The following is a 24,173-nucleotide window of genomic DNA, read 5'->3' on the forward strand; positions in this document are numbered from 1 at the left end:
CCGTGTGTCGAGCGGACAGACTTCAGCGACTCTGATAATGCCGGTAGAGCCCCGGCGGGATGCCGCTGCTGTCGGTGGCGCGCCAGGGCCCGCCGGGCTGCGGCGACCAGCTCCAGCCGCTGGCCCAGCGATAGAAGATGCGCTCGCGGTAGTAGAGGTCGCGCGCGCCCTCGACCACGTAGACGCCCAGCGCCGGGTTCCAGTGGCTGGCCACGCCCGGCGGCGGCGCGTAGCGCGGGTGCGACGGCTGCTGCACCGGCGGCAGCGAGCCGAGCGGCGCACTGGGCTGCACGGCGCAACCGACCAGGCTCAGGCTGAGCGCGCCGAGCAGCGCCAGGCGCTTCATTGCGCCTGACCGTCGCGGCTGTCAATCAGCAGCGCCTGGGTGTCGCGCGCGGTGTTCGACACCGGCCCGCGCTGGCCGATCCACTCGCCGCGGGTGGCATTGCCCTCGCGCGATACCCGCGCCACCAGCTGCACCTGGGCAAAGCCGGACAGCTTGAGCTCGGGCATCATCGCATCGACATCCGACAGGCTGACCTGCGCCGGCAGGTCGGAAACCTTCAGGCGCTTGACCGCCAGCGGCATGGGCGGGCCGCTCAAGGCGCGGGCGAAGACGAACACGCTGTCGTCCGGCTGTACCTGCGCCTGCACCTCGGGCGACAGCGCCACGCTGACTTCCAGGGCATGCACCTTGGCGCCCGGCGCGGCAGCGGCCGGCGGCTGCTCGCCTTCGCCGATCTGCTGACGGGCGCGCTCGATGCCGCCGGCAATCGCCGCGCGCGACGGGTCCTGTTCCGGCAGCACCGCCACCAGACGCTCCCAGTAGCGCACCGCATCGGCGTAACGCTGGCTCTCGTAGGCGGCGATGCCGAGCAGGCCGAGGCTGGTCACCTCTTGCGGGTCGGTCTTCAGCGCTTCGTCGGTCAGCGCCTGCAGCTCGTCGCTCCACTGCTTGCCGCCGGCGAAGTACAGCGCCTGCGCCCACTGGCCGAGCAACTCCGGCGCGCGGCCGGCCCGCTTCACCGCCTGCTCGAAGGCCTTGGCCGCATCACCGGCGCGCTCCTGGGCCATATAGGTGCGACCGAGGAAGTACCAGGCCTCGGCCGACTCCGGGTTGTCCTTGAGCGACTGTTCCAGGCGCGCGGTCATCTCTTCGATGCTCTGCGGCTGCTGCGCGGCCAGCTGGCGGGTCTGCTCGACCTGAGCCAGGGCGCCCCAGTGCAGGTACAGGCCGACGCCCAGCAGCGGCACCAGGATGGCGGCGAGCAGCGGGATCTTGCCGCCGAGCACGCCGCTGCGGCGCTGCACGCCTTCGGTATCGGCCAGCAGTTCGCGCGCGGCCTCGGCGCGGCCGGCCTCGAGCTGGGCGTCGTCGAGCACGCCGGCCTGGCGCTGGGTTTCCAGCTCCTGCAGGCGCTCCTGGTAGAGGGTGACGTTGAGGGCGGTGCGGTCTTCCTCGGCCTGCAGCTTGCGAATGCGCAGCACCGGGATCAGCAGAAACGCCAGGGCGGTCAGCAGCAGCAACCCGGCGGGCAACCAGAAATCGATCATTGGTCTTTCTTGTCCTGAGAGTTTTGCTCGAGCAGCGCGGCGAGGCGCTGCTGCTCATCGGCGGAGAGGCCGGCGGCCGGGCGCGTCTTCTGCTGCTTGCGGCGGCGCAGGACGATGGTCCCGAGCACGCCGAAGCCGATCAGCAGCAGGCCGGCCGGGCCGTACCAGAGCAGCAGGGTGCGCCCGGTGACGGGCGGGTTGTAGAGCACGAAGTCGCCGTAGCGCGAGACCAGGAAGTCGATGATCTGCTCGTTGCTCTTGCCCTCCTCCAGCATGCGGAAGATCTCGCTGCGCAGGTCCATGGCGATCGGCGCGTCGGAGTCGGCGATGTTCTGGTTCTGGCACTTGGGGCAGCGCAGTTCTTCGATCAGGTTGCGGTAGCGCTGGCGCTCCGCCTCGCTGGCGAACTCGAAGGTGTCGATGGCGGCCTGGGCGCCGGCCAGCAGGCCCAGGCTGAGGCCGCAACTGAGCAGCAGGCGCTTCATGGCTGCACCTCGTCGGCCAGTTGCTGGTAGATCGGCGCCAGCTTCTCGCGCCAGACGCGCTCGTCGATGGTGCCGACGAACTTGTGGCGGATGATGCCCTGGGCATCGACGAAGAAGGTTTCCGGCGCGCCGTACACGCCCAGGTCCAGGCCGAGGCTGCCCTTGGCGTCCTCGATGTTGAGCTGGTAGGGGTTGTGCAGGTCGCGCAGCCATTGCTGCGCCGGCGCGCGTTCATCCTTGTAGTTGACCCCGTGGATCACCACGCCGGCCTCGGCCAGCTTGTTCAGCACCGGGTGCTCGTGACGGCAGGCCGGGCACCAGGTGGCCCAGACGTTGACCAGCGCCGGTTTGCCCTTGAGGTCCTCCTGAGTCAGGGTGCGCGCCGGATCGTCCAGCGACGGCAGGCTGAAGGCCGGGAAGGGCTTGCCGATCAGCGCCGAGGGCAGCTCCGAGGGGTCGAGGAACAGCCCGCGGTAGAGAAACACGGTGATGCCGAGAAAGGCCAGCAGCGGCAGCAGCAGCAACAGTCGTTTCATGCCTTGGCCTCCGCCATGCCGAGGGCCTCGCGCACGCGGGTGCGCACCTTGATCCGGTAACGCGAATCGCTGGCGGCGAGGAAACCGCCGAGGCCCATCAGCAGTGCGCCCAGCCAGATCCAGCGGACGAACGGCTTGATGTGCACGCGCACCGCCCAGGCGCCCTGCTCCAGCGGCTCGCCGAGGGCGACGAAGAGGTCGCGGGTGAAGCCGGCGTCGATGCCCGCCTCGGTCATCGTTGCCTGCTGCACGGTGTACAGACGCTTCTCCGGGTGCAGCACCTTGATCTGCCGCTCGCCGTCGAACACCCGCACCGTGCCCTTGTCGGAGATGAAGTTGGGCCCCTCATGGTGCACCGCGCCGTCGAACTGGAAGCGATAACCGCCGAGTTCCACCGAATCGCCCGGCGCCATGCGCAGGTCGCGCTCGTAGCTGCCCAGGCTGGTCAGCACCACGCCGAGGGCGCATACCGCGAAACCGAAATGTGCCATCTGCATGCCCCAGTAGCTGCGACCGAGGCTCGGCAGGCCCTTGAGCAGGCCCTTGTGACGGGTCTTGTCGAGGATGTCGCGGGCACCGGCCAGCACCACCCAGGCCGCCAGCAGGCACACGGCGAGCACCGCCCAGTGGAAGTCGCCGTGGACGAAGGTGGCGACCAGCGCCAGCACCACGCTGGCCACCAACACCGGCGCCAGCATGCGCCCGAGCCAGTGCAGCGGGGTGTCCTTCCAGCGCACCAGCACGCCGACGCTGATCACTGCCATCAGCAGCGCCATCAGCGGCACGAACAGCGCGTTGAAGTAAGGCGGGCCGACCGACAGCTTGGCCCCGGTCAGGGCGTCGAGCACCAGCGGGTAGAGGGTGCCGAGCAGGATCATCGCCGCGGCCACCACCAGCACGATGTTGTTGACCAGCAGCAGGGTCTCGCGCGACCACAGGCCGAAGCCGACCTGGCTGCGCACCACCGGCGCGCGCAGGGCGAACAGCGCCAGCGAGCCGCCCACCACCAGCAGCAGGAAGGCGAGGATGAACACGCCGCGCTCGGGGTCGGTGGCGAAGGCATGCACCGAGGTCAGCACCCCGGAACGCACCAGGAAGGTACCGAGCAGGCTGAGGGAGAAGGCGGCGATGGCCAGCAGCACGGTCCAGCTCTTGAACACCCCGCGCTTCTCGGTGACCGCCAGCGAGTGAATCAAAGCCGTCCCCACCAGCCAGGGCATAAAGGAGGCGTTCTCCACCGGGTCCCAGAACCACCAGCCGCCCCAGCCCAGCTCGTAGTAGGCCCACCAGGAGCCCAGGGCGATGCCGATGCCGAGGAAGGCCCAGGCGACTATGGTCCAGGGCCGCGACCAGCGCGCCCAGGCGGCGTCCAGCTTGCCGCCGAGCAGCGCGGCGATGGCGAAGGCGAAGGCCACCGAGAAGCCGACGTAGCCCATGTACAGCATCGGCGGGTGGACGATCAGGCCGAAGTCCTGCAGCAGCGGGTTGAGGTCGCGGCCGTCCATCGGCGCATTCGGCAGCAGGCGCTCGAAGGGGTTGGAGGTGACGATCAGAAACAGCAGGAAGCCGATGCTGATCATGCCCATCACCGCCAGCACGCGGGCCAGCATCTCTTCCGGCAGGTGGCGGGAGAAGATCGCCACGGCGAAGGTCCAGCCGGCCAGGATCAGCGCCCACAGCAGCAGCGAGCCCTCGTGGGCGCCCCATACGGCGCTGAACTTGTAGTACCAAGGCAGCGCGCTGTTGGAGTTGTTGGCCACGTAGGCGACGGAGAAGTCGTCGACCATGAAGGCGTAGGTCAGGCAGAGGAAGGAAAACAGCAGGAAGGCGAACTGGCCCCAGGCGGCCGGCTGCGCCAGGCTCATCCACTGGTGGTCGCCGCGCCAGGCGCCGATCAGCGGCAGCGTGGCCTGCACCAGGCACAGGCACAGCGCCAGGATCATCGCCAGATGGCCGAGTTCGGGAATCATTGCGCACTCTCCTGCTGGTAGGCCTGTTTGCCGGCAGTGGCGGCGTCGTGCTGCTGCTTCATGCCGCTCTTTTCCAGCGCCTGCATCACTTCCGGCGGCATGTAGTTCTCGTCGTGCTTGGCCAGCACTTCGTCGGCCACCAGCACGCCCTGCTCGTTGACCTTGCCCAGGGCGACGATGCCCTGACCCTCGCGGAACAGGTCGGGGAGGATGCCCTGGTAGCGGATGGTGATGCCCTTGGCGCCGTCGGTGACCACGAAGTCCACCTCCAGGCTGTCCGGCGAGCGCTTCACCGAGCCCTCCTCCACCAGCCCGCCGGCGCGGATGCGGGTATCGAGCGGCGCCTCGCCGTCGGCGATCTGGGTCGGGGTGTAGAACAGGTTGATGTTTTCCTGCAGCGCGGTCAGCGCCAGGGCCACGGCGATGCTGACGCCGCAGAGGATGGCTAGAACGATGTACAGACGTTTCTTGCGGACCGGATTCACTTCGACTTCTCCCGGCGCAAACGGCGCGCCTCGTCTTGCAGGTAACGGCGGCGCGCCAGGATCGGCCACGCCACATTCAACGCCAGCACCGCCAGGCTGATGCCGTAGGCGCTCCACACGTAGGCGCCATGGCTGCCCATGGCGAGAAACTCGGCGAAGGAGGAAAAACTCATGCCTTGCCCTCCACCAGGGATTCGACCTCGGCTTTCACCCAACTGCTGCGTGCCTCGCGCTTGAGCACCTCGGTGCGCATGCGGTAGAGCAGCACGGCGCCGAAGAAGCAGTAGAAGCCGAGCACGGCGAGCAGCAGCGGCAGCCACATTTCCACCGGCATGGCCGGCTTCTCGGTGATCTTGAAGGTGGCGGTCTGGTGCAGCGAGTTCCACCACTCCACCGAGTACTTGATGATCGGGATATTGACCACCCCGACTATGGCCAGCACCGCGCAGGCCTTGGCCGCGCTGTCGCGGTTGCTGATGGCGTTGCCCAGGGCGATCACGCCGAAGTAGAGGAACAGCAGGATCAGCATCGAGGTCAGGCGCGCGTCCCACACCCAATAGGTGCCCCAGGTCGGCTTGCCCCAGATGGCGCCGGTGAGCAGGGCGATGGCGGTCATCCAGGCGCCGATGGGCGCGGCCTGCTGCAGGGCGACGTCGGCCAGCTTCATCTTCCACACCAGACCGACCAGGCCGGCGACCGCCAGCATCACGTAGATCGACTGGGCGAGGAAGGCCGCCGGCACGTGGATGTAGATGATCCGGAAGCTGTTGCCCTGCTGGTAGTCCGGCGGCGCGAAGGCCAGGCCCCAGACCAGCCCGGCGGCGATCAGCAGCCCGGCGGCGATGCTCAGCCAGGGCAGCCAGCGGCCGCTGATCTCATAGAACCACTTGGGCGAACCCCACTTGTGAAACCACGTCCAGTTCATCGCTCGACTCATCACTCAAACGTGGCCCGGATGCAATCCGGGGAAGCGCGGGCCACGGTTCACGGTTCGTTATTATTCGCCGACGCTGATGGTCAGGCCGGCGGCAATTGCAAAAGGTGTCAGGGTCACCGCCAGGGCGGTGAGGCTGGCCAGCCACAACAGGTGGCCGGTCGCCGGCAATCCTTGCAGGGCCGCCTGCAGCGCCCCGCTGCCGAGAATCAGCACCGGGATGTACAGCGGCAGAATCAGCAGCGCCAGCAGCAGGCCGCCGCGCTTGAGACCGACGGTGAGCGCCGCGCCCACCGCGCCGAGCAGGCTCAGCACCGGGGTGCCGAGCAGCAGCGACAGCAGCAGCACCGGCAGGCAGCGCCCGGGCAGGCCGAGCATCAGCGCCAGCAGGGGCGCCAGCAGCACCAGCGCCAGACCGCTGAACAGCCAGTGTGCCAGCACCTTGGCCAACACCAGAAGAGGCAGGGGGTGCGACGAAAGGACCCACTGTTCCAGCGAGCCGTCCTCGAAATCGCTGCGGAAAAGCCCGTCCAGCGAGAGCAGCACGGCCAGTAGCGCCGCCACCCACACCAGTCCCGGCGAAAGGGTTTGCAACAATTGCGTCTCCGGCCCCACCGCCAGCGGGAACAGCGCGACCACTATGGCGAAGAACACCAGCGGGTTGGCCAGTTCGGCCGGACGCCGCGCCAGCAAGCGCATTTCACGGGCGAGCAGCAGGCTGAAGACGTTGCTCATGCGGCGTGCTGCCCCAGGTCCAGTTCGCGGTAGGTGGCCGGCTTGTGCTGCAGGCTGTGGTGGGTGGTCAGCACCACCACCCCGCCGCGCTCGCAGTGCGCCGCCAGGTGCTGCTCCAGCTGCGCCACCCCTTGTTTGTCCAGCGCGGTGAAAGGCTCGTCGAGCACCCACAGCGGCGGCGCATCGGCCAGGTACAGGCGCGCCAGGGCGACGCGGCGCTGCTGGCCGGCGGACAGAGTGTGGCTGGGCACGTCCTCGAAGCCGCGCAGGCCGACGGCGGCCAGCGCCTGCCAGATCGCCTCGCGGCCGACCGGGGTGTGCAGCGCGCAGAGCCAGGCCAGGTTTTCCTCGGCGCTCAGCAGGCCCTTGATGCCGGCGGCGTGGCCGATCCACAAGAGATTGCGCGCCAGTTCGCCGCGCTGTTCGGCCAGCGGCCTACCCTGCAGGCGGATGCTGCCGGCGGTGGGCTGCATCAGCCCGGCCAGCAGGCGCAGCAGGCTGGTCTTGCCGCTGCCGTTGGGGCCGCTGATCTGCAGCATGTCGCCGGCCTGCAGATGAAAATGCAGGTGTTCGAAAAGCATGCGCCAATCCCGCTCACAGCTGAGCGCCACGGCTTCGAGAAGGGGGGCGGGAGGTGTCATCGCTACCTGGCAGGGTTAAAGTCGGCGGTGCCCCGGCCGCTATACTGACGCGAGCCGGAAGTGCGGTGCGGAACGGGGCGGCATTATACATGTCGCATCACTGTCCCCGCAGTCAGCATTTTCGACAGGGTGTTAATAGACTTTCGGCCTACCGAGCGCTCATGAGCGAAATCAGCAGTCCCCGTCCGCTTCCCGCCACGCCGCCGGCGGTGCGCCCCGCCGTCAGCGCCGCCGACCTGGCCGTGCGCCTGCTGCAGCCGCTGGACGGCCTGCTGGCGGCCGGCGAAAGCGCCAAGGCCGAGGTGATCGCCCTCAAGGAACAGGCGCAGAGTTTCCAACTGCTGCTCAAGCTGACCCTGGCGGGCGGACGCCAGGCCACCCTGCAGGCCGAGAGCCCGCGCCCGCTGGCCCAGGGCAGCGCGCTGCTGGTCACCGCGCTGTCCGACACCCGCCTGGCCCTGGCGCTGCAGGCCGGCGGCGACAAGCCGCTGACCAGCCTCGACCTGCAACAACTGCCGCCCGGCACCCTGGTGCAGGGCAAGGTGACCAGCCGCGAACCGTTGCCGCCGCAGGGTGCGCAGGCGGTCTACCGGCTGCTGGTCAACCTGCTCAACACCCCGCTGGCCGGCCGCCAGCTGGCCCTCGACAGCCCGCTGGCGCTGCCTCTGGGCAGCCTGCTCAGCGCCCAAGTACAGGGCAGCCAGAGCCTGAATTTCCTGCCGCTCAGCGGCCGCCTCGATCAACTGGTGCTGGGCCAGCAACTGGCCGCCCAGCACAATCGCCAGGCCTCGCTGGAGGGCCTGCTCAAGGGGCTGCAGGGCCTGGCCGGCAAGGCCGAACTGAGCGGCGAGCTGCGCAGCGGCATCGAGCGCCTGCTCGGTGCTCTGCCCGACAGCACCCAACTGAGCACGGCCAAGGGCCTGGCCCAGGCCCTGGAAGGCAGCGGCGTGCTGCTGGAAGCCAAGCTGCTGCAGGGCCAGACCGCCGCCCTGCCCCAGGACCTGAAAGCCAACCTGCTGCGCCTGATCGCCCAGTTGTTGCCACAACTGCCCGGCGGCGCCGCCACCCTCGCCGGCCTGCAGGGCGCCATGGGCCAGGCGCTGCCGGCGCTGGCCCGGCAGATGCTCGGCGGTCTCAGCCCCGCCGGCGCCGCGCGCCAACAGGCCCTGGGCTTTCCCCTGCCGTCGCGGCTGCTGCAGAACCTGGATGGCGAGGCCGACCTGGAAACCCTGCTCAAACTCGCCGCCGCGGCCGTCTCGCGCCTGCAGACCCACCAGCTGTCGAGCCTGGCGCAGACCCAGGTAGATGCCAACGGCAACCTGCTGACCACCTGGCAGCTGGAGCTGCCCATGCGCCACCAGCAGGAGCTGATCCCGCTGCAGATCAAGCTGCAGCGCGAGGACAGCGGCAAGGCGGACAAGCCGGAGCATAAGGAAACCCTCTGGCGCGTCGAGCTGGCCTTCGACCTCGACCACCTCGGCCCGCTGCAGGTGCGCGCCCAGCTGCTGCGCGGCAGCCTGTCCAGCCAGCTGTGGGCCGAGCGCGCCGATACCGCCAATCTGATCGGCGCCGAACTCGGCAACCTGCGCGAACGCCTGCAGGCCGCCGGCCTCGAGGTCGGCGAACTGGCCTGCAGCCAGGGCCTGCCGCCGCAGGGGCCGAAAACCACGCTGGAACAACGCTGGGTGGACGAAACCGCATGAGCCGCAAGAGCAAGGCCGAGCCGCGCCAGGCCATCGCCCTCAACTACGACGGGCACAACGCCCCCGTGCTCAGCGCCAAGGGCGACGACGAGCTGGCCGAGGCCATCCTCGCCATCGCCCGCGAATACGAGGTGCCGATCTACGAGAATGCCGAACTGGTGCGCCTGCTGGCCCGCCTGGAGCTGGGCGACGCCATCCCCGAGGCGCTGTACCGCTGCATCGCCGAGATCATCGCCTTCGCCTGGTACCTGCAGGGCAAGACCCCGCCCGGCTTCGCGGCCGACGCCGAGCGCGACGTCAGCCCGCCGCTGCCGCGGCTCATGGGACCGGCAGGCTGACCGCCAGCGCCTCGCCGGCCGCGCCCTTGCCGCTGGGGAAGTCGAACAGCTGCCAGGCGAAGTAGCCGCCGCGGAAATAGAACACCCGACTGAAGCCCCAGGCCACCGCCTGCTGCACCGCCTGCGCGCTTTGCGGGCAGACCTCGCTGTCGCAGTAGATCACCAGCGGCAGCTCGCGCGGCCAGTGCCCCTGCTGCAGCCCGGCGAAGCGCCCGGCCAGGTCCATATGCAGGGCACCGTGGACATGGCCCCAGCCCCATTCGCGCGACGGACGCACGTCGATGAACAGCGCGCCGTGGTCGTAGAGGTGCTTGGCCTGCAGCACGTTGACCGTGATCGCGCCGCGTACCTCCAGCGGCGCGTCCTGGGCGGCGAGCGGCAGGCACAGCAGCCAGCCGACCAACAGCAGAATCAGGCGATGCATGACGAACACCCCGCAGCGATGCCTACAGCATCAGCTTAGGCGTGGCCAGGGGGCGTACTAGGATTGATTGGCGAAGATCGGACGAGCTTTTAAGAACGCCGACGACTATGCGTCGATTATTGCGCCTTGGACTGGTGCAGGCGGCTGATCAATTCGGCCTCGGCCTGGCTCAGGCCGCAGGACTGGGTCAGATCCTCGACGCTGGCGCCCATGCCGACCAGGCGCGCGGCCTGGGTGAAGGACAGGCTGCTGGGGTCGCGCTGCTCGATCTGGCTGAGTTTGTCCGGCAGCGGCGCCACCACCCGGCGCAGCTCGTGCAACTCCTCGCCCATGCGGATGCTGCCGGTCAGGTAGGCATCCAGGCGTTTGCCCAGTTCCTTGATCCGCGCGTCGCGCACGGCATCGCACTTGGCCTGCTCCGCCAGCATGCGCTGCTGGTTGCGATACAGGCCATGGCAGGCGATGCCCAGCGCCACGCAGAGCAGCGCCAGGGCGATCAGGGCGGCTTCGAGCACTAGATACTCTCCAGCTCCGACCACTCTTCCTCGGTCATCATCTTGTCCAGCTCGACCAGGATCAGCAGTTCGCCGTTCTTGTTGCACACGCCCTGGATGAACTTGGCCGACTCGTCGTTGCCCACGTTCGGCGCGGTCTCGATCTCCGACTGGCGCAGGTAGACCACCTCGGCCACGCTGTCGACCAGGATGCCCACCACCTGCTTGTCCGCCTCGATGATGACGATGCGGGTGTTGTCGGTGACCGGCGCCGAGCCCAGGCCGAAGCGCTGGCGGGTGTCGATCACGGTGACCACATTGCCGCGCAGGTTGATGATGCCCAGCACGTAGCTCGGCGCCCCCGGCACCGGGGCGATCTCGGTGTAGCGCAGCACTTCCTGCACCTGCATCACGTTGATGCCATAGGTCTCGTTGTCCAGGCGAAAGGTCACCCACTGCAGAATCGGATCTTCGGCACCCTGTGCAGAACTTTTCTTCATGTCCCTAGCCTCGTCAAAAACCGCTCGCTGCGGCATGCGCGGGTCGACCCGCTTGTCATCAACTTTAGAGCCCGGCGCATGCGCGGGCCCGCCAATTCTCAGTGCAGCTTGCCGGCGGCGAGGCGCTTGGCGCCGCCGCTGGCGATCAATTCGGCGAGTGCCGCCACGTCGAGCAACGCGCACATGTGCTCGATCACCGTACCGGCCAGCCAGGGCCGCTGGGTGCGCTGGCTGCGCCACTTGACCTCGGCCGGGTCGAGACGGATCGAGCGGCTGACCTGATGCACCGCCAGCCCCCATTCATAGCCCTGCACCGAGATCACGTACTGCAGGCCCTCGCGGAAATCCTCGCGGTAGCGATCGGGCATCACCCAGCGTGCGGTGTCCAGCACCTTGAGGTTGCCCGCCTGGCTCGGCAGGATGCCGAGAAACCAGTCCGGCTGGCCGAACAGCGGCGTCAGCTCCTGGCCCTCCAGCGGATAGATCGAGCCCAGGCAGATCAGCGGCACGGCCAGGGTCAGGCCGGCGACATCGAACAGCAGGCACTCGAACGGCTCCTCGGCCCAGCTCGGCCGCCCCTCCAGCTGCAGCGCGGCCGGCTGCGCCGGCGGCGTTTCGAGCGGCGCGGCAAGCGGCGGCGCCTGCACCTGCACCTCCACCTCCGGCGCGACCACCAGGGCCACCGGCGCGCGCGGCGCGACGACAGGTGCGGGAGCGACCGGCGCAGGCGCCGTCAGACGCGCATCGCGCACCTGCTCCTCGAGCACCGCGCTCTCGAATTCCTCGAGGCTGACGGACATCTCCAGCTCGGCCGCGGCCTCCTGCAACAGACCGTCGAGGTAGGACTGCAGGGCCAGCTGGGAACGCGTGGCGGTGGCGAGGGTACGACTCATGACTGAAACCCGTGATGGAGACCTGTACAGCCTATCGGCCGCAGCCCGGCCCGACTTGAGTGCGCCAGTTCAACACAGACGGGCATGTCAGGCCACCTGCGCTGCCGGTTGATGGCTCAGCAGGTGCTTGAGCAACGCCCGATAGGCGATCACCCCGCGACTGCCGGCATCGAACTGCGAGGGCGTGCGCCCGGCCCGGCTGGCATCGCGCAGACGGGTATCGACCGGGATATAGGCCTGCCAGAGGTGCTCGGGATAGCTGTTGCGCAGCACCCGCAGGGTGCTCATCGAGGCCTGGGTACGGCGGTCGAACAGGGTCGGCACTATGGTGTAGGGCAGCGCCTGCTTGCGCGAGCGGTTGATCATGGCCAGGGTGCTGACCATGCGCTCCAGGCCCTTGACCGCGAGAAACTCGGTCTGCACCGGGATCACCAGCTGCTGGCTGGCGGCCAGGGCATTGACCATCAGCACGCCGAGCAGCGGCGGGCTGTCGATGATGGCGTGGTCGAAATCCTCCCACAGCTGCGCCAGGCTCTTGGCGATCACCAGGCCCAGGCCGCTCTGCCCCGGCGACTGGCGCTCCAGGGTGGCCAGCGCGGTGCTCGACGGCAGCAGGGAGATGCGTTCGTGGCTGGTGCCGTGCAGCAGCTGCCTGGGCAGGCCCTGGGGCACGCCGCCCTGGTGCAGGAACAGGTCGAAGCAGCTGTGCTCCAGCGCATCGGGATCATGGCCGAAATAACTGGTCATCGACCCGTGCGGGTCGAGGTCGACCACCACCACCCGCTTGCCGGCATCGGCCAGCAGGCCGGCCAGGGCGATGGAGGTGGTGGTCTTGCCGACACCACCCTTCTGATTGGCTACTGCCCAGACTTTCATCTTCTTTCATCCTCCCGGCATGAGGCGTTCAGGCCGAGAATGGCTGTCGCCGGCACGCAGCAGGCGACTGGGATTTGACGGCTCACGATTGCGGAACCTCCGACACAGGCGCCGGTGCAGGTTGCGTGCCAGCGCCGGACTGCTGCGCCGCGGTGCTGCCGGCGCTGCGCCGGGTGTCGAGGTTGCGCGAAATCACCAGCACCACGCGGCGGTTGCGCCCCCGCCCTTCGGCCGTGGCGTTGTCCGCCACCGGCTGGAACTCGCCGTAGCCGACCGCCGCCAACCGCGCCGGATCGACGCCGTCCATGGCCAGCATACGCACGATGCTCGCCGCCCGCGCCGAAGACAGCTCCCAGTTGGTCGGAAACTGGCTGGTCTGGATCGGCAGGTTGTCGGTGAAACCTTCCACCTTCACCGGATTCTGATAAGGCGCCAGAATCTTGGCGACCTTCTCGATGATGTCGAACGCCTGGTTGTTCGGCAGCGCGTCGCCGCTGGGGAACAGCAGGCTGGAACTCAGCTCGATCTCGATCCACATCTCGTTGCCGCGCACGGTCAGCTGCTCGTTCTGGATCAGCTCGCCGAAAGCCTGGCGCACGCTGGCGGCGATGTCCTGCAGGGAGTCGTCCGGGGTCTCGCTGTTGGCCTCGTCCAGCGAGGCGCGCTCGGGCTCGCCGGTGCGCGGCCGCTCCTCGCCCACCGGGATCGGCTTGATCGAGCGATCCGGCTGGTTGAACACGCCGGTCAGGGTCTCGGAGAGAATCTTGTACTTGCCCTCGTTGAGCGAGGAGATCGAGTACATCACCACGAAGAAGGCGAACAGCAGGGTGATGAAGTCCGCGTAGGACACCAGCCAGCGCTCGTGATTCTCGTGTTCTTCATGCTGCCGCCGACGCGCCATGACAGCCCTCCATCAGTCCATGAAGCCTTGCAGCTTCAGCTCGATGGACCGCGGGTTCTCACCCTCGGCGATGGACAGGATGCCCTCCAGCAGCATCTCGCGGTAACGCGACTGGCGCATGGCGATGGCCTTGAGCTTGTTGCCGGCCGGCAGCAGCAGCAGGTTGGCGAAGCCGACGCCGTAGATGGTGGCGACGAAGGCCACGGCGATGCCGCTGCCGAGCATGCTCGGGTCGGCCAGGTTGCCCATCACATGGATCAGGCCCATCACCGCGCCGATGATGCCGATGGTCGGCGCGTAGCCGCCCATGCTCTCGAACACCTTGGCCGCCTGGATATCGCGCGCCTCCTGGGTGTACAGATCGACCTCGAGGATGCTGCGGATGGATTCCGGTTCGGCGCCGTCGACCAGCAGCTGCAGGCCCTTGCGCGCATAGGGGTCGGGCTCGGCGTCGGCCACCGCCTCGAGACCGAGCAGGCCTTCCTTGCGCGCCACCATGCTCCAGCCGACCACGCGGTTGATACCGCCGATCAGGTCGATGCGCGGTGGGAAGAAGATCCAGCGCTGGATGGCCATGGCGCGCTTGAACACGCTGACCGGCGCCTGCAGGAAGGCCGCGCCGAGGGTGCCGCCGATCACAATCAGCGCCGCCGGGCCGTTGAGCAGCGCGCCGGCGTGGCCGCCCTCCAGGTAGTTGCCGCCGAGAATCGCGACGAACGCCAGAATGACGCCGATCAGGCTCAGTACATCCATGCGCACGCGCCCGTGTGAGGGTTCATTACAGGCAGGCCTCGGTCAGGTGCCGGCCGATCTCGTCGAGGCCGTAGACCGCGTCGGCCAGGTTGGCCTTGACCACCGCCATGGGCATGCCGTAGATCACGCAGCTGGCCTCGTCCTGCGCCCATACCTGGCTGCCGCCCTGCTTGAGCAGGCGCGCGCCTTCGCGACCGTCGGCGCCCATGCCGGTGAGCACCACGGCCAGCACCTTGTCGCCATAGGACTTGGCCGCCGAGCCGAAGGTGATATCGACGCAGGGCTTGTAGTTCAGGCGCTCGTCGCCGGGCAGGATCTTCACCGCGCCACGGGCGTCGACCATCATCTGCTTGCCGCCGGGGGCCAGCAGGGCCAGGCCGGGGCGCAGCAGGTCGCCGTCCTCGGCTTCCTTGACCTGGATGCGGCAGAGCTTGTCCAGACGCTCGGCGAACGCCTTGGTGAAGGCTGCCGGCATGTGCTGGACGAGCACCAGCGGCGCCGGGAAATTGGCCGGCAGCTGGGTCAGCACCCGCTGCAGGGCCACCGGGCCGCCGGTGGAGGTACCGATGGCCACCAGCTTGTAGGCCTTGCGCTTGGGCGCCGCGGAACTGGCACCGACTGCGCCGCCAGGCGCCGCAGCCGGGCTCGCCGGGCGCGGCTGCAGGCCGGCCGGGCGGGCCGTGGTTGCCGCCGGCCGGCTGCCCGGCGCGGACACAGGGCTGGCCGTAGCCGGCGCCGGAGCGACCGCGGCCGAACTAAAACGGCGGTTGCTGCGCGCGATGCTGTGCACCTTCTCGCACAGCAGCTGCTTGACCTTCTCCGGGTTGCGCGAGATGTCCTCGAAATTCTTCGGCAAAAAATCCACCGCGCCGGCGTCCAGAGCGTCGAGGGTGACGCGAGCGCCTTCGTGGGTCAGCGAGGAAAACATCAGCACCGGCGTCGGACAGCGCTGCATGATGTTCCGCACCGCGGTGATGCCGTCCATCATCGGCATCTCGTAGTCCATGGTGATCACGTCAGGCTTGAGTGACTGCGCCTGCTCGATGGCCTCTCGGCCGTTGGTGGCAGTGCCGATGACCTGGATATCCGGGTCGGCTGAGAGAATTTCCGAAACACGCCGGCGAAAGAAGCCGGAGTCGTCCACCACCAAAACCTTAACAGCCATAAACACTCCTAAACGGCACGCATGCAGACCGTGCCGCTGATCAATCAGATACGCCGGGCGTAGCGCTTGAGCATGCTGGGCACGTCAAGAATCAGGGCAATGCGACCGTCGCCGGTAATAGTGGCCCCGGACATGCCCGGGGTGCCCTGCAGCATTTTGCCCAGTGGCTTAATTACCACTTCTTCCTGCCCGACCAATTGATCGACGACAAAGCCAATGCGCTGGCTGCCCACGGTGAGGATCACCACATGGCCCTCGCGCTGGCCCTCGTGGAAGGCCTGCGGCACCAGCCAGCGCTTGAGGTAGAACAGCGGCAGCGCCTTGTCGCGGACGATCACCACCTCCTGGCCGTCGACCACGTTGGTGCGCGACAGGTCGAGGTGGAAGATCTCGTTGACGTTGACCAGCGGGAAGGCGAAGGCCTGGTTTTCCAGCATCACCATCAAGGTCGGCATGATCGCCAGGGTCAGCGGCACCTTGATGATGATCTTCGAGCCCGCCCCCTTCTGCGAGAACACGTTGACCGTGCCGTTGAGCTGGGAAATCTTGGTCTTGACCACGTCCATGCCGACGCCGCGGCCGGACACGTCGGAAATCTCGGTCTTGGTCGAGAAACCCGGGGCGAAGATCAGGTTGTAGCACTCGAACTCGTTCAGGCGGTCGGCTGCATCCTTGTCCAGCAGGCCCTTCTCCACCGCCTTGGCGCGCAGCACGTCGGCGTCCATGCCCTTGCCGTCGTCGGTGATCGACAAGAGGATGTGGTCGCCCTCCTGCTCGGCGGACAGCACCACCCGCCCGCCGCGCGGCTTGCCGGCCTTCTCGCGTTCTTCCGGGGTCTCCACGCCGTGATCGACGGCGTTGCGCACCAGGTGCACCAGCGGGTCGGCCAGGGCCTCGACCAGGTTCTTGTCGAGGTCGGTTTCCTCGCCCACCAGCTCGAGGTTGATTTCCTTCTTCAGGTTGCGCGCCAGGTCGCGTACCAGGCGCGGGAAGCGACCGAAGACCTTCTTGATCGGCTGCATGCGGGTCTTCATCACCGCGGTCTGCAGGTCGGCGGTGACCACGTCGAGGTTGGACACCGCCTTGGACATGGCCTCGTCGCCGCTGTTGAGGCCCAGGCGCACCAGGCGGTTACGCACCAGCACCAGCTCGCCAACCATGTTCATGATCTCGTCCAGGCGCGCGGTATCGACCCGCACCGTGGTTTCCGCCTCGCTGGCCGCCGGCGCCTTGTCCGCCGCAGGCGCCGGAGCTGCAGGCGGGCGGGGTGCAGCCGGTTCGGCCTTGGCCGCCGGTTTCGCCGCAGTCGGCTTGGTTGGGGCAACCGGGGCAGCCGGCTTGGCCACCGGCGCGGCCGGCGCTTCGCTGGGCGGGACGAACTTGCCCTTGCCGTGCAACTGGTCGAGCAGGGATTCGAATTCGTCGTCGGTGATCTCGTCGCTGCTCGCCGCCGCCACCGGGGCGGCCGGCGCTGGCGCTTCGACCGCGCCGGCGAACTGGCCCTTGCCGTGCAACTGGTCGAGCAGCGCCTCGAATTCGTCGTCGGTGATTTCGTCGCCGGCCGGCGCCGCGACGGCGGCGACCGCCACGGCCGCGCCGCCGGAGCTCTCAGCGGCCGCGGAGAACTGGCCCTTGCCGTGCAGCTGGTCGAGCAGGGATTCGAATTCGTCGTCGGTGATCTCGTCGCTGGCCGCCACGCTGTCGCCGGCCGGCGCTTCACCGAGGGCATCGAGCAGCTGCTCGAACTCGCTGTCGGTGATGTCGCCGGAGGCGACGGCTTCGGGCTCGGACTTCGGCGCGGCAGCCGGCGCCACGGCGGCGGGCTCGGCACCAGCCGGCTCGGCCAGCCGCGACAGCGCCGCCAGCAGCTCGGCCGACGCCGGGGTCGGCTCGCTGCGCTCGCGCACCTGGCCGAACATGCCGTTGACCGCATCCAGGGCTTCGAGCACCACGTCCATCAGCTCGGCGTCGACGCGTCGCTCACCCTTGCGCAGGATGTCGAAGACGTTCTCGGCGATATGACAGCACTCCACCAGCTCGTTGAGCTGGAGGAATCCCGCCCCGCCCTTGACGGTATGGAAACCGCGGAAAATGGCGTTGAGCAGGTTCATGTCGTCCGGGCGGCTTTCCAGCTCGACCAACTGTTCGGACAACTGTTCGAGGATCTCGCCGGCCTCTACCAGGAAGTCCTGGAGGATTTCTTCATCGGCGCCGAAGCTCATAGGGGGGAACTCCTTAGAATCCTAGACTGGACAGCAGGTCATCGACATCGTCCTGGCTGGCAGCGACGTCATCACGCTTATCGGCATGAATCTGCGGACCTTCACCCCGAGATGGCTCTTTTAATTTTTCCTGTTCGGCGCGCAGCTGCTCATGGTCGTGCTGAATGCCGGCAAAACGGTCGACCTGGCTGGCCATCAGCACCAGTTTGAGCAGGTTGCTTTCCACCTCGGTGACCAGCTGGGTGACGCGCTTGATCACCTGCCCGGTGAGGTCCTGGTAGTCCTGCGCCAGCAGAATGTCGTTGAGGTGGCCGGACAGTTTGCTGCTGTCGCGCTCGCTGCGGGCGAGGAACAACTCGATACGCTTGGCCAGCTCACGAAAGCCCTCGGCACCCATCTCGCGGCGCATGAAGCGGCCCCATTCGGCGCTCAGGCTCTGCGCTTCGTCGCTGAGGTCGTTGACCAGCGGTGCGCTCTGCTCGACCAGGTCCATGGTGCGATTGGCCGCCTTCTCGGTCATGGTGACCACGTAATTCAGGCGTTCGGTGGCATCGGCGATCTGCGACAGCTCCTGGGCATGCGGCATGCGCGGATCGAGCTGGAAGTTGACGATGGCGTTGTGCAGCTCGCGGGTCAGCTTGCCGACCTCGTGGTACAGGCCGCGGTCGCGGACCTTGTTGAGCTCGTTGATCAGTTGTACCGCGGCGCCGAAGTTGCCTTTTTCCAGGCTGTCGACCAACTCGCGGGCGTTGCTTTTCAGGGTCGACTCGAGGTCGCCCAAGATGGAGTCATCGTGTTCCATAGCACCCTCGCGGCCGACATCAGCCGTTGACCCGCTCGAAGATCTTCTCGATCTTTTCCTTCAGCACCTGGGCGGTGAAGGGTTTGACCACATAGCCGTTCACGCCGGCCTGGGCCGCTTCGATGATCTGATCGCGCTTGGCCTCGGCGGTGACCATCAGCACCGGCAGGTGCTTGAGGCGCTCGTCGGCGCGCACCGCACGCAGCAGGTCGATGCCGGTCATGCCGGGCATGTTCCAGTCGGTCACCAGGAAGTCGAAACTGCCGCTCTGCAGCATGGGCAGCGCCGAGGTGCCATCGTCGGCCTCTGCGGTGTTGGTGAAACCCAAATCACGCAAGAGGTTCTTGATGATCCGTCGCATCGTCGAGAAATCGTCAACGATGAGGATTTTCATGTTCTTGTCCAAGTCGACCTCCGTACAGTCCCAAACGTATTGCACACGCAATGACGTCCTTTAATCGTGAAACCGACTCAGCTGGCGCGCCACTCGCCCAGGCGCGCACGCAGACGCGCGGCGCACTGGCTGTGCAACTGGCTGACGCGCGACTCGCTGACCCCCAGCACTTCGCCGATTTCCTTCAAGTTCAGTTCTTCATCGTAATACAGCGCCAGCACCAGGCGTTCGCGCTCCGGCAGACCGGCGATGGCCTCGGCCAATGCCGCCTGGAAGCGTTCGTCTTCGAGGTCCCGCGAAGGTTCGAGGTGGGTGTGCCCGGCGTCCTCGTGCAGCCCGCCGTGCTCGCCGTCCTGCAACAGGTCGTCGAAACTGAACAGGCGGCTGCCCAAAGTGTCGCCAAGGATGCCGTAGTAATCTTCCAGACTCAATTGGAGTTCGGCCGCAACCTCCTGATCTTTAGCGTCGCGCCCGGTTCTCGCTTCCACGACGCGGATCGCGTCGCTGACCATGCGGCTGTTGCGGTGCACCGAACGCGGCGCCCAGTCGCCCTTGCGCACTTCGTCGAGCATGGCGCCGCGGATGCGGATGCCGGCGAAGGTTTCGAAGCTGGCACCCTTGCTGGAGTCGTATTTACGCGAGGCCTCGAGCAGGCCGATCATGCCGGCCTGGATCAGGTCGTCGACCTGCACGCTGGCCGGCAGACGGGCCAGCAGGTGATAGGCGATACGTTTGACCAGAGGCGCATAGCGCTCGATCAACTGGTGCTGCGAATCCTGCGCCTGCGCCTTGTTGTACATACGAAGTCCAGAAGCTGCTGTCATACGGCGCTGTCTGCCGTCGGTTGCTGCACCAGACGTTCGACGAAAAACTCCAGATGGCCGCGGGGGTTGGCCGGCAGCGGCCAGGTATCGACCTTCTGGGCTATCGCCTTGAACGCCAGGGCGCACTTGGATCGTGGGAAGGCTTCGTAGACGGCGCGCTGCTTCTGCACGGCCTTGCGCACGCACTCGTCGTAGGGCACGGCGCCGACGTACTGCAGGGCGACGTCGAGGAAGCGATCGGTCACCTTGGTCAGCTTAGCAAAGAGGTTGCGCCCCTCCTGCGGGCTGTGCGCCATGTTGGCCAGCACGCGGAAGCGGCTGATGCCGTGGTCGCGGTTGAGCAGCTTGATCAGCGCGTAGGCATCGGTGATCGAGGTCGGCTCGTCGCACACCACCACCAGGATCTCCTGGGCGGCGCGGACGAAGCTGACCACCGCATCGCCGATGCCGGCGGCGGTGTCGATCACCAGCACGTCGAGATTCTCGCTGATCTCGCTGAACGCCTGGATCAGCCCGGCGTGCTGCATCGGCGAGAGGTTGACCATGCTCTGCGTGCCGGACGCCGCCGGCACGATGCGGATGCCGCCCGGCCCCTGCAGCAGCACGTCGCGCAGGTCGCACTCGCCGCTGATCACATCGGCCAGGGTGCGCTTGGGCGCCAGCCCCAGCAGAACGTCGACGTTGGCCAGGCCGAGGTCGGCGTCCATCAGCATCACCCGCCGACCGAGATCGGCCAGGGCCATGGACAGATTCACCGACACATTGGTCTTGCCGACGCCACCCTTGCCGCCGGTCACCGCGATCACCTGTACGGGATGCATACCCATGTTTTCTACACACCTTGTCTAACTTCGACTTGGCCATCCGGCCGTTCACTCCGGCGACGGCGTCGCCCGAGGGTGCAACATTCTCTTCTCGCTGCCTCAGCCGGCGCGTCGCGCCGGGCTCTGGTAGAGCCCGGCGAACAGCTGCGCCATGGCGTCCTCGCTCGGCTCCTCGGCGGCCTGCAGGCCCACCGCGCGGCTGACCAGTTGGTGGCTGCGCGGCACCTGCAGATCGTCCGGAATCCGCGGGCCGTCGGCGACATAGGCTACCGGCAGATGCTGGCTTATAGCCAGACCTAAAGCCTCGCCCAGGCTGGCGGCTTCGTCCAGCTTGGTCAGTATGCAGCCTGCCAGGCCGCAGCGCTTGTAACTATGGTAGGCGGCCTTGAGCACTTGGCTCTGGCTGGTGGCCGCCAGGACCAGGTAATTCTTCGCCTGCAGGCCGCGCGCCGCCAGGCTCTCCAGCTGCAGGCGCAGCGCCGGGTCGTTGCCTGGCAGACCTGCGGTGTCGATCAGTACCACGCGTTTCTTCGCCAGCGGCGCCAAGGCTTGCAGCAGCGACTGGCCGGGGTCGACCTGGGTCACCGACACGCCGAGGATGCGGCCCAGGGTCTTGAGCTGCTCCTGCGCGCCGATGCGATAGCTGTCCATGCTGACCAGGGCGACCTGCTGCGCGCCGTGCTTAAGCACGTAACGGGCCGCCAGCTTGGCCAGGGTGGTGGTCTTGCCCATGCCGGCGGGGCCGACCAGGGCGATCACCCCACCCTCTTCCAGCGGCTCGATTTTCGGCGTCTTGATCGCGTGAGCCAGGTAGGCCAGCAGCATGCGCCAAGCCTGGCGCGGCTCGGCGACGTCGGCGACCTTGTTCAGCAGCGCCTGCGACAGCTCGGCAGACAGGCCCATGCGCTGCAGCCGGCGCCAGAGGTTGGCCTGTTGCGGGCGGCGGGTCTGCAGCTGGCCCCAGGCGATGGAGCCGAGCTGCATTTCGATCAGTTCGCGCAGGCCGTGCAGTTCGAAGCGCATGGCGTCCAGCGCGCGCGGATCGACCGCAGGCTGCACCGGTGCAGGCTCGGCCGGGCGCTGCGGCTTGACTGGGGTGGCCGGCAATTCCGGCGCCACCAGCGACTCGTTGGCGAACAGCTGGCGATCCTTGCCGGCGTCCTGCTCGGCACGGGTGGCCAGTTCGGCCTGGGCGCTGGCGATGCGCGCCTGGGTCTTGCGCAGCTCGGCTTCCAGGGCCGGGTTCGGCCGTACCGGCGACGGCGTCACCTGGTAATCCAGCGCGGCGGTCAGCTCGACGCCGCCGGCCACCCGGCGATTGCCGATGATCGCGGCATCGGCGCCCAGCTCGTCTCGCACCAGTTTCATGGCGGCCCGCATATCGGCGGCGAAGAAGCGTTTGACCTGCATGACCCTTTACCTCAGTTCTGGCCCACAGTGGCGACTATGGTGACCTGCTTGTTGTCCGGAATTTCCTGGTAGGCCAGCACGTGCATGCTGGAGACCGCCAACCGCGCGAAGCGCGACAACATCGCCCGAATCGGCCCGGCCACCAGCAGGATCACCGGCTTGCCGAGCATTTCCTGGCGCTGCGCTGCTTCCACCAGGGAACGCTGCAGCTTCTCGGCCATGCCCGGTTCGAGGAGGATGCCATCCTCGCTGCCCTGACCGGCCTTCTGCAGGCTATTGAGCAATATCTGTTCCAACCTGGGCTCGAGGGTGATCACAGGCAGCTCCGGCTCTAGTCCCACGATGCTTTGCACGATGGCGCGGGCCAGCGACACACGAACGGCGGCGACCATCGCGGCGGGATCTTGACTCTTCGGCGCGACGTTGGCGATCGCCTCGGCGATGGTGCGGATGTCGCGCACCGGCACCTGCTCCTGCAGCAGCGCCTGCAGCACCTTGAGCAGGGTCGACAGCGACACCAGCCCCGGCACCAGTTCCTCGGCCAGCTTCGGCGAGCTCTTGGCCAGCAGCTGCATGAGCTGCTGCACTTCCTCGTGCCCCAGCAGCTCGTGGGCGTGCTTGTGCAGGATCTGGTTGAGGTGGGTGGCGACCACGGTGCTGGCGTCGACCACGGTATAGCCCAGCGACTGCGCCTGGTCGCGCTGGCTGGGGTCGATCCACACCGCCTCCAGGCCGAACGCCGGATCCTTGGCGGCGATGCCGTTGAGCGGGCCGAACACCTGGCCGGGGTTGATCGCCAGCTCGCGGTCCGGGTAGACCTCGGCCTCGGCCACGCTGACGCCCATCAGGGTCAAGCGGTAGGCGTTGGGCGCCAGGTCGAGGTTGTCGCGGATATGCACCGAGGGCATGAGAAAGCCCATCTCCTGCGACAGCTTCTTGCGCACCCCCTTGATCCGCGCCAGCAGCTGCCCCCCCTGGTTGCGATCGACCAGCGGAATCAGCCGGTAACCCACCTCCAGGCCGACCATGTCCACCGGGGTGACGTCGTCCCAGCCCAGTTCCTTGACCTCCTGCGCCTTCTGCGCCGGCAGCAGCTCCTGCTGGCGCTGCACTTCCCTGACTTCCTCTTCCTTGGTCTTGCGCTGCTTGTTGGCGATCCAGTAGGCGGCGCCGGCGGCCACCAGGCCCAGGCTGATAAAGGAGAAATGCGGCATGCCGGGCACCAGGCCCATGGTGATCATGATCGCCGCCGCCACCGCCAGCGCGCGCGGCGAAGCGAACATCTGCCGGTTGACCTGGGCGCCCATGTCCTCGGAGGTGGACACCCGGGTCACCATCACCGCGGCGGCGGTGGACAGCAGCAGGGAGGGAATCTGCGCCACCAGGCCGTCGCCGATGGTCAGCAGGGTGTAGACCTTGCCCGCCTCGGCGAACGGCAGGCCGTGCTGCAGCACGCCGATGGCGATACCGCCGATCAGGTTGATGAACAGAATCAGCAGGCCGGCGATGGCGTCGCCGCGGACGAACTTGCTGGCACCGTCCATCGAGCCGTAGAAATCGGCCTCCTGGGCCACCTCGCTGCGGCGCTTCTTGGCCTCGGCCTGATCGATCAGGCCGGCGTTGAGGTCGGCGTCGATGGCCATCTGCTTGCCGGGCATGGCGTCCAGGGTGAAACGCGCGCTGACCTCGGAGATGCGCCCGGCGCCCTTGGTGACCACCACGAAGTTGATGATCATAAGGATGGCGAACACCACGATACCGACCACGTAGTTGCCGCCGATCACCACCTCGCCGAAGGCCTGGATCACCTGCCCCGCCGCGCCGTGGCCCTCGTGGCCGTTGAGCAGCACCACGCGGGTCGAGGCGACGTTCAGCGCCAGACGCAGCAGGGTGGCCGCCAGCAGGATGGTGGGGAAGACGGCGAAATCCAGCGGCCGCAGGGCGTAGATGCTGACCAGCAAGACGACGATGGACAGGGCGATGCTGAAGGTGAACAAGACGTCGAGCAGAAAGGGCGGGATCGGCAGCATGACCATGCCGAGCATGACCAGCAGCAGCAGCGGGATACCCAGGTTGCCGTGGCGCAGACCCGCCAGGTTGCTGCGTACCTCTCCAATGATTTGTGCGCGATCTACTGCCACGTCCCTACCCCAGCCGATTCAATCTTTTGACGCGAAACTGCGCCCTGCTGGGGTAATGGCAAGAAGCGTTCCAGAAAGGTAGCGGCAAGCTACAAGCACGTAACACGTAGGTTGGGTTGAGGAGCGTAGCGACGAAGCCCAACGCGCCCCGACCGCCAACTCCGCTCCG

General features: G+C 67.5%; 27 protein-coding genes. 2 read left to right on the plus strand and 25 right to left on the minus strand.

Annotation, left to right across the window (positions count from 1 at the left end; all coding sequences use genetic code 11):
• Window positions 1-22 precede the first annotated feature (22 nt).
• From ACIGFL_RS12235 to ccmA, 10 genes are all read right to left on the minus strand, one after another.
• On the minus strand, window positions 23-346 hold the full coding sequence (locus ACIGFL_RS12235) for a hypothetical protein (RefSeq protein ID WP_397497364.1): 324 nt from the start codon (window positions 344-346) through the stop codon (window positions 23-25).
• The gene (gene ccmI, locus ACIGFL_RS12240; RefSeq protein WP_397497365.1) at window positions 343-1,554 is read right to left on the minus strand and encodes a c-type cytochrome biogenesis protein CcmI; all 1,212 of its coding nucleotides are present in this window, start codon (window positions 1,552-1,554) and stop codon (window positions 343-345) included. Before ccmI ends, ACIGFL_RS12235 begins: the two co-directional genes overlap by 4 nt.
• The gene (locus tag ACIGFL_RS12245; RefSeq protein WP_122108397.1) at window positions 1,551-2,039 is read right to left on the minus strand and encodes a cytochrome c-type biogenesis protein; all 489 of its coding nucleotides are present in this window, start codon (window positions 2,037-2,039) and stop codon (window positions 1,551-1,553) included. The genes ccmI and ACIGFL_RS12245 overlap by 4 nt, the downstream gene beginning before the upstream one ends.
• Entirely contained in the window at window positions 2,036-2,575 is a 540-nt protein-coding gene (locus ACIGFL_RS12250) for a DsbE family thiol:disulfide interchange protein (protein ID WP_397497366.1), read from the minus strand. Before ACIGFL_RS12250 ends, ACIGFL_RS12245 begins: the two co-directional genes overlap by 4 nt.
• The gene (locus ACIGFL_RS12255) at window positions 2,572-4,545 is read right to left on the minus strand and encodes a heme lyase CcmF/NrfE family subunit (protein WP_397497367.1); all 1,974 of its coding nucleotides are present in this window, start codon (window positions 4,543-4,545) and stop codon (window positions 2,572-2,574) included. The genes ACIGFL_RS12250 and ACIGFL_RS12255 overlap by 4 nt, the downstream gene beginning before the upstream one ends.
• Window positions 4,542-5,030 (minus strand): cytochrome c maturation protein CcmE, encoded by a 489-nt coding sequence (gene ccmE, locus ACIGFL_RS12260; RefSeq protein ID WP_021443801.1) that lies wholly within the window; start codon window positions 5,028-5,030, stop codon window positions 4,542-4,544. Before ccmE ends, ACIGFL_RS12255 begins: the two co-directional genes overlap by 4 nt.
• Complete coding sequence (ccmD, locus tag ACIGFL_RS12265; protein WP_021443802.1) at window positions 5,027-5,203, minus strand: heme exporter protein CcmD; 177 nt, start codon at window positions 5,201-5,203, stop codon at window positions 5,027-5,029. The genes ccmE and ccmD overlap by 4 nt, the downstream gene beginning before the upstream one ends.
• Window positions 5,200-5,955, minus strand: coding sequence for a heme ABC transporter permease (locus tag ACIGFL_RS12270; protein WP_021443803.1), 756 nt, complete (start codon window positions 5,953-5,955; stop codon window positions 5,200-5,202). The genes ccmD and ACIGFL_RS12270 overlap by 4 nt, the downstream gene beginning before the upstream one ends.
• A 72-nt stretch (window positions 5,956-6,027) precedes the next feature.
• Window positions 6,028-6,699, minus strand: a complete 672-nt coding sequence (ccmB, locus tag ACIGFL_RS12275) for a heme exporter protein CcmB (RefSeq protein ID WP_122108401.1) — start codon at window positions 6,697-6,699, stop codon at window positions 6,028-6,030.
• Window positions 6,696-7,340 (minus strand): cytochrome c biogenesis heme-transporting ATPase CcmA, encoded by a 645-nt coding sequence (gene ccmA, locus ACIGFL_RS12280; protein WP_397497368.1) that lies wholly within the window; start codon window positions 7,338-7,340, stop codon window positions 6,696-6,698. The genes ccmB and ccmA overlap by 4 nt, the downstream gene beginning before the upstream one ends.
• 161 nt (window positions 7,341-7,501) lie before the next feature.
• Between ccmA and ACIGFL_RS12285 the strand changes: the two genes are divergently transcribed.
• Both ACIGFL_RS12285 and ACIGFL_RS12290 read left to right on the plus strand, forming a co-directional pair.
• Window positions 7,502-9,043: a flagellar hook-length control protein FliK gene (locus ACIGFL_RS12285; RefSeq protein ID WP_397497369.1), complete on the plus strand. Its 1,542-nt coding sequence runs from the start codon at window positions 7,502-7,504 to the stop codon at window positions 9,041-9,043.
• Window positions 9,040-9,381, plus strand: coding sequence for an EscU/YscU/HrcU family type III secretion system export apparatus switch protein (locus ACIGFL_RS12290; protein ID WP_397497370.1), 342 nt, complete (start codon window positions 9,040-9,042; stop codon window positions 9,379-9,381). Before ACIGFL_RS12285 ends, ACIGFL_RS12290 begins: the two co-directional genes overlap by 4 nt.
• On the opposite strand, the gene ACIGFL_RS12295 is transcribed toward ACIGFL_RS12290, so the two are convergent.
• The 15 genes from ACIGFL_RS12295 to flhA all read right to left on the minus strand — a co-directional run bounded on the left by ACIGFL_RS12295 (window position 9,362) and on the right by flhA (window position 24,004).
• A complete protein-coding gene (locus ACIGFL_RS12295; protein ID WP_031303474.1) occupies window positions 9,362-9,805 on the minus strand; it encodes a rhodanese-like domain-containing protein in 444 nt (147 codons plus the stop codon). The genes ACIGFL_RS12290 and ACIGFL_RS12295 overlap by 20 nt on opposite strands.
• A gap of 116 nt (window positions 9,806-9,921) precedes the next feature.
• Window positions 9,922-10,320: a DUF2802 domain-containing protein gene (locus ACIGFL_RS12300; protein WP_021445083.1), complete on the minus strand. Its 399-nt coding sequence runs from the start codon at window positions 10,318-10,320 to the stop codon at window positions 9,922-9,924.
• Window positions 10,320-10,799, minus strand: coding sequence for a chemotaxis protein CheW (locus ACIGFL_RS12305; RefSeq protein WP_021445082.1), 480 nt, complete (start codon window positions 10,797-10,799; stop codon window positions 10,320-10,322). Before ACIGFL_RS12305 ends, ACIGFL_RS12300 begins: the two co-directional genes overlap by 1 nt.
• Before the next feature lie 98 nt (window positions 10,800-10,897).
• Entirely contained in the window at window positions 10,898-11,692 is a 795-nt protein-coding gene (locus ACIGFL_RS12310; RefSeq protein WP_397497371.1) for a CheW domain-containing protein, read from the minus strand.
• Between the two features lie 87 nt (window positions 11,693-11,779).
• Window positions 11,780-12,568, minus strand: a complete 789-nt coding sequence (locus ACIGFL_RS12315) for a ParA family protein (protein WP_021444534.1) — start codon at window positions 12,566-12,568, stop codon at window positions 11,780-11,782.
• A gap of 82 nt (window positions 12,569-12,650) precedes the next feature.
• Complete coding sequence (motD, locus tag ACIGFL_RS12320) at window positions 12,651-13,469, minus strand: flagellar motor protein MotD (RefSeq protein ID WP_021444533.1); 819 nt, start codon at window positions 13,467-13,469, stop codon at window positions 12,651-12,653.
• Window positions 13,470-13,481: 12 nt separating this feature from the next.
• Window positions 13,482-14,222, minus strand: a complete 741-nt coding sequence (locus ACIGFL_RS12325) for a flagellar motor protein (RefSeq protein WP_021444532.1) — start codon at window positions 14,220-14,222, stop codon at window positions 13,482-13,484.
• A 25-nt stretch (window positions 14,223-14,247) separates the two neighbouring features.
• The gene (locus ACIGFL_RS12330) at window positions 14,248-15,387 is read right to left on the minus strand and encodes a chemotaxis response regulator protein-glutamate methylesterase (protein WP_397497372.1); all 1,140 of its coding nucleotides are present in this window, start codon (window positions 15,385-15,387) and stop codon (window positions 14,248-14,250) included.
• 44 nt (window positions 15,388-15,431) lie between these two features.
• Window positions 15,432-17,609 carry a chemotaxis protein CheA gene (locus ACIGFL_RS12335; RefSeq protein ID WP_397497373.1) on the minus strand — a complete coding sequence of 726 codons (2,178 nt, stop codon included), beginning with the start codon at window positions 17,607-17,609 and terminating at the stop codon, window positions 15,432-15,434.
• A gap of 13 nt (window positions 17,610-17,622) precedes the next feature.
• Window positions 17,623-18,411, minus strand: coding sequence for a protein phosphatase CheZ (locus ACIGFL_RS12340; RefSeq protein ID WP_397497374.1), 789 nt, complete (start codon window positions 18,409-18,411; stop codon window positions 17,623-17,625).
• Window positions 18,412-18,430: 19 nt separating this feature from the next.
• On the minus strand, window positions 18,431-18,805 hold the full coding sequence (locus ACIGFL_RS12345) for a chemotaxis response regulator CheY (protein ID WP_169968482.1): 375 nt from the start codon (window positions 18,803-18,805) through the stop codon (window positions 18,431-18,433).
• A gap of 77 nt (window positions 18,806-18,882) precedes the next feature.
• Window positions 18,883-19,629: an RNA polymerase sigma factor FliA gene (fliA, locus tag ACIGFL_RS12350; protein WP_397497375.1), complete on the minus strand. Its 747-nt coding sequence runs from the start codon at window positions 19,627-19,629 to the stop codon at window positions 18,883-18,885.
• A complete protein-coding gene (gene fleN / locus ACIGFL_RS12355; protein WP_031302501.1) occupies window positions 19,626-20,456 on the minus strand; it encodes a flagellar synthesis regulator FleN in 831 nt (276 codons plus the stop codon). The genes fliA and fleN overlap by 4 nt, the downstream gene beginning before the upstream one ends.
• Before the next feature lie 96 nt (window positions 20,457-20,552).
• Window positions 20,553-21,863, minus strand: a complete 1,311-nt coding sequence (gene flhF, locus ACIGFL_RS12360) for a flagellar biosynthesis protein FlhF (RefSeq protein ID WP_397497376.1) — start codon at window positions 21,861-21,863, stop codon at window positions 20,553-20,555.
• Between the two features lie 11 nt (window positions 21,864-21,874).
• The gene (gene flhA, locus ACIGFL_RS12365; RefSeq protein WP_122108413.1) at window positions 21,875-24,004 is read right to left on the minus strand and encodes a flagellar biosynthesis protein FlhA; all 2,130 of its coding nucleotides are present in this window, start codon (window positions 24,002-24,004) and stop codon (window positions 21,875-21,877) included.
• Between the last annotated feature and the right edge of the window lie 169 nt (window positions 24,005-24,173).

It is taken from the genome of Pseudomonas sp. NPDC077649 (assembly GCF_044542855.1).
Taxonomy (GTDB): Bacteria; Pseudomonadota; Gammaproteobacteria; order Pseudomonadales; family Pseudomonadaceae; genus Aquipseudomonas.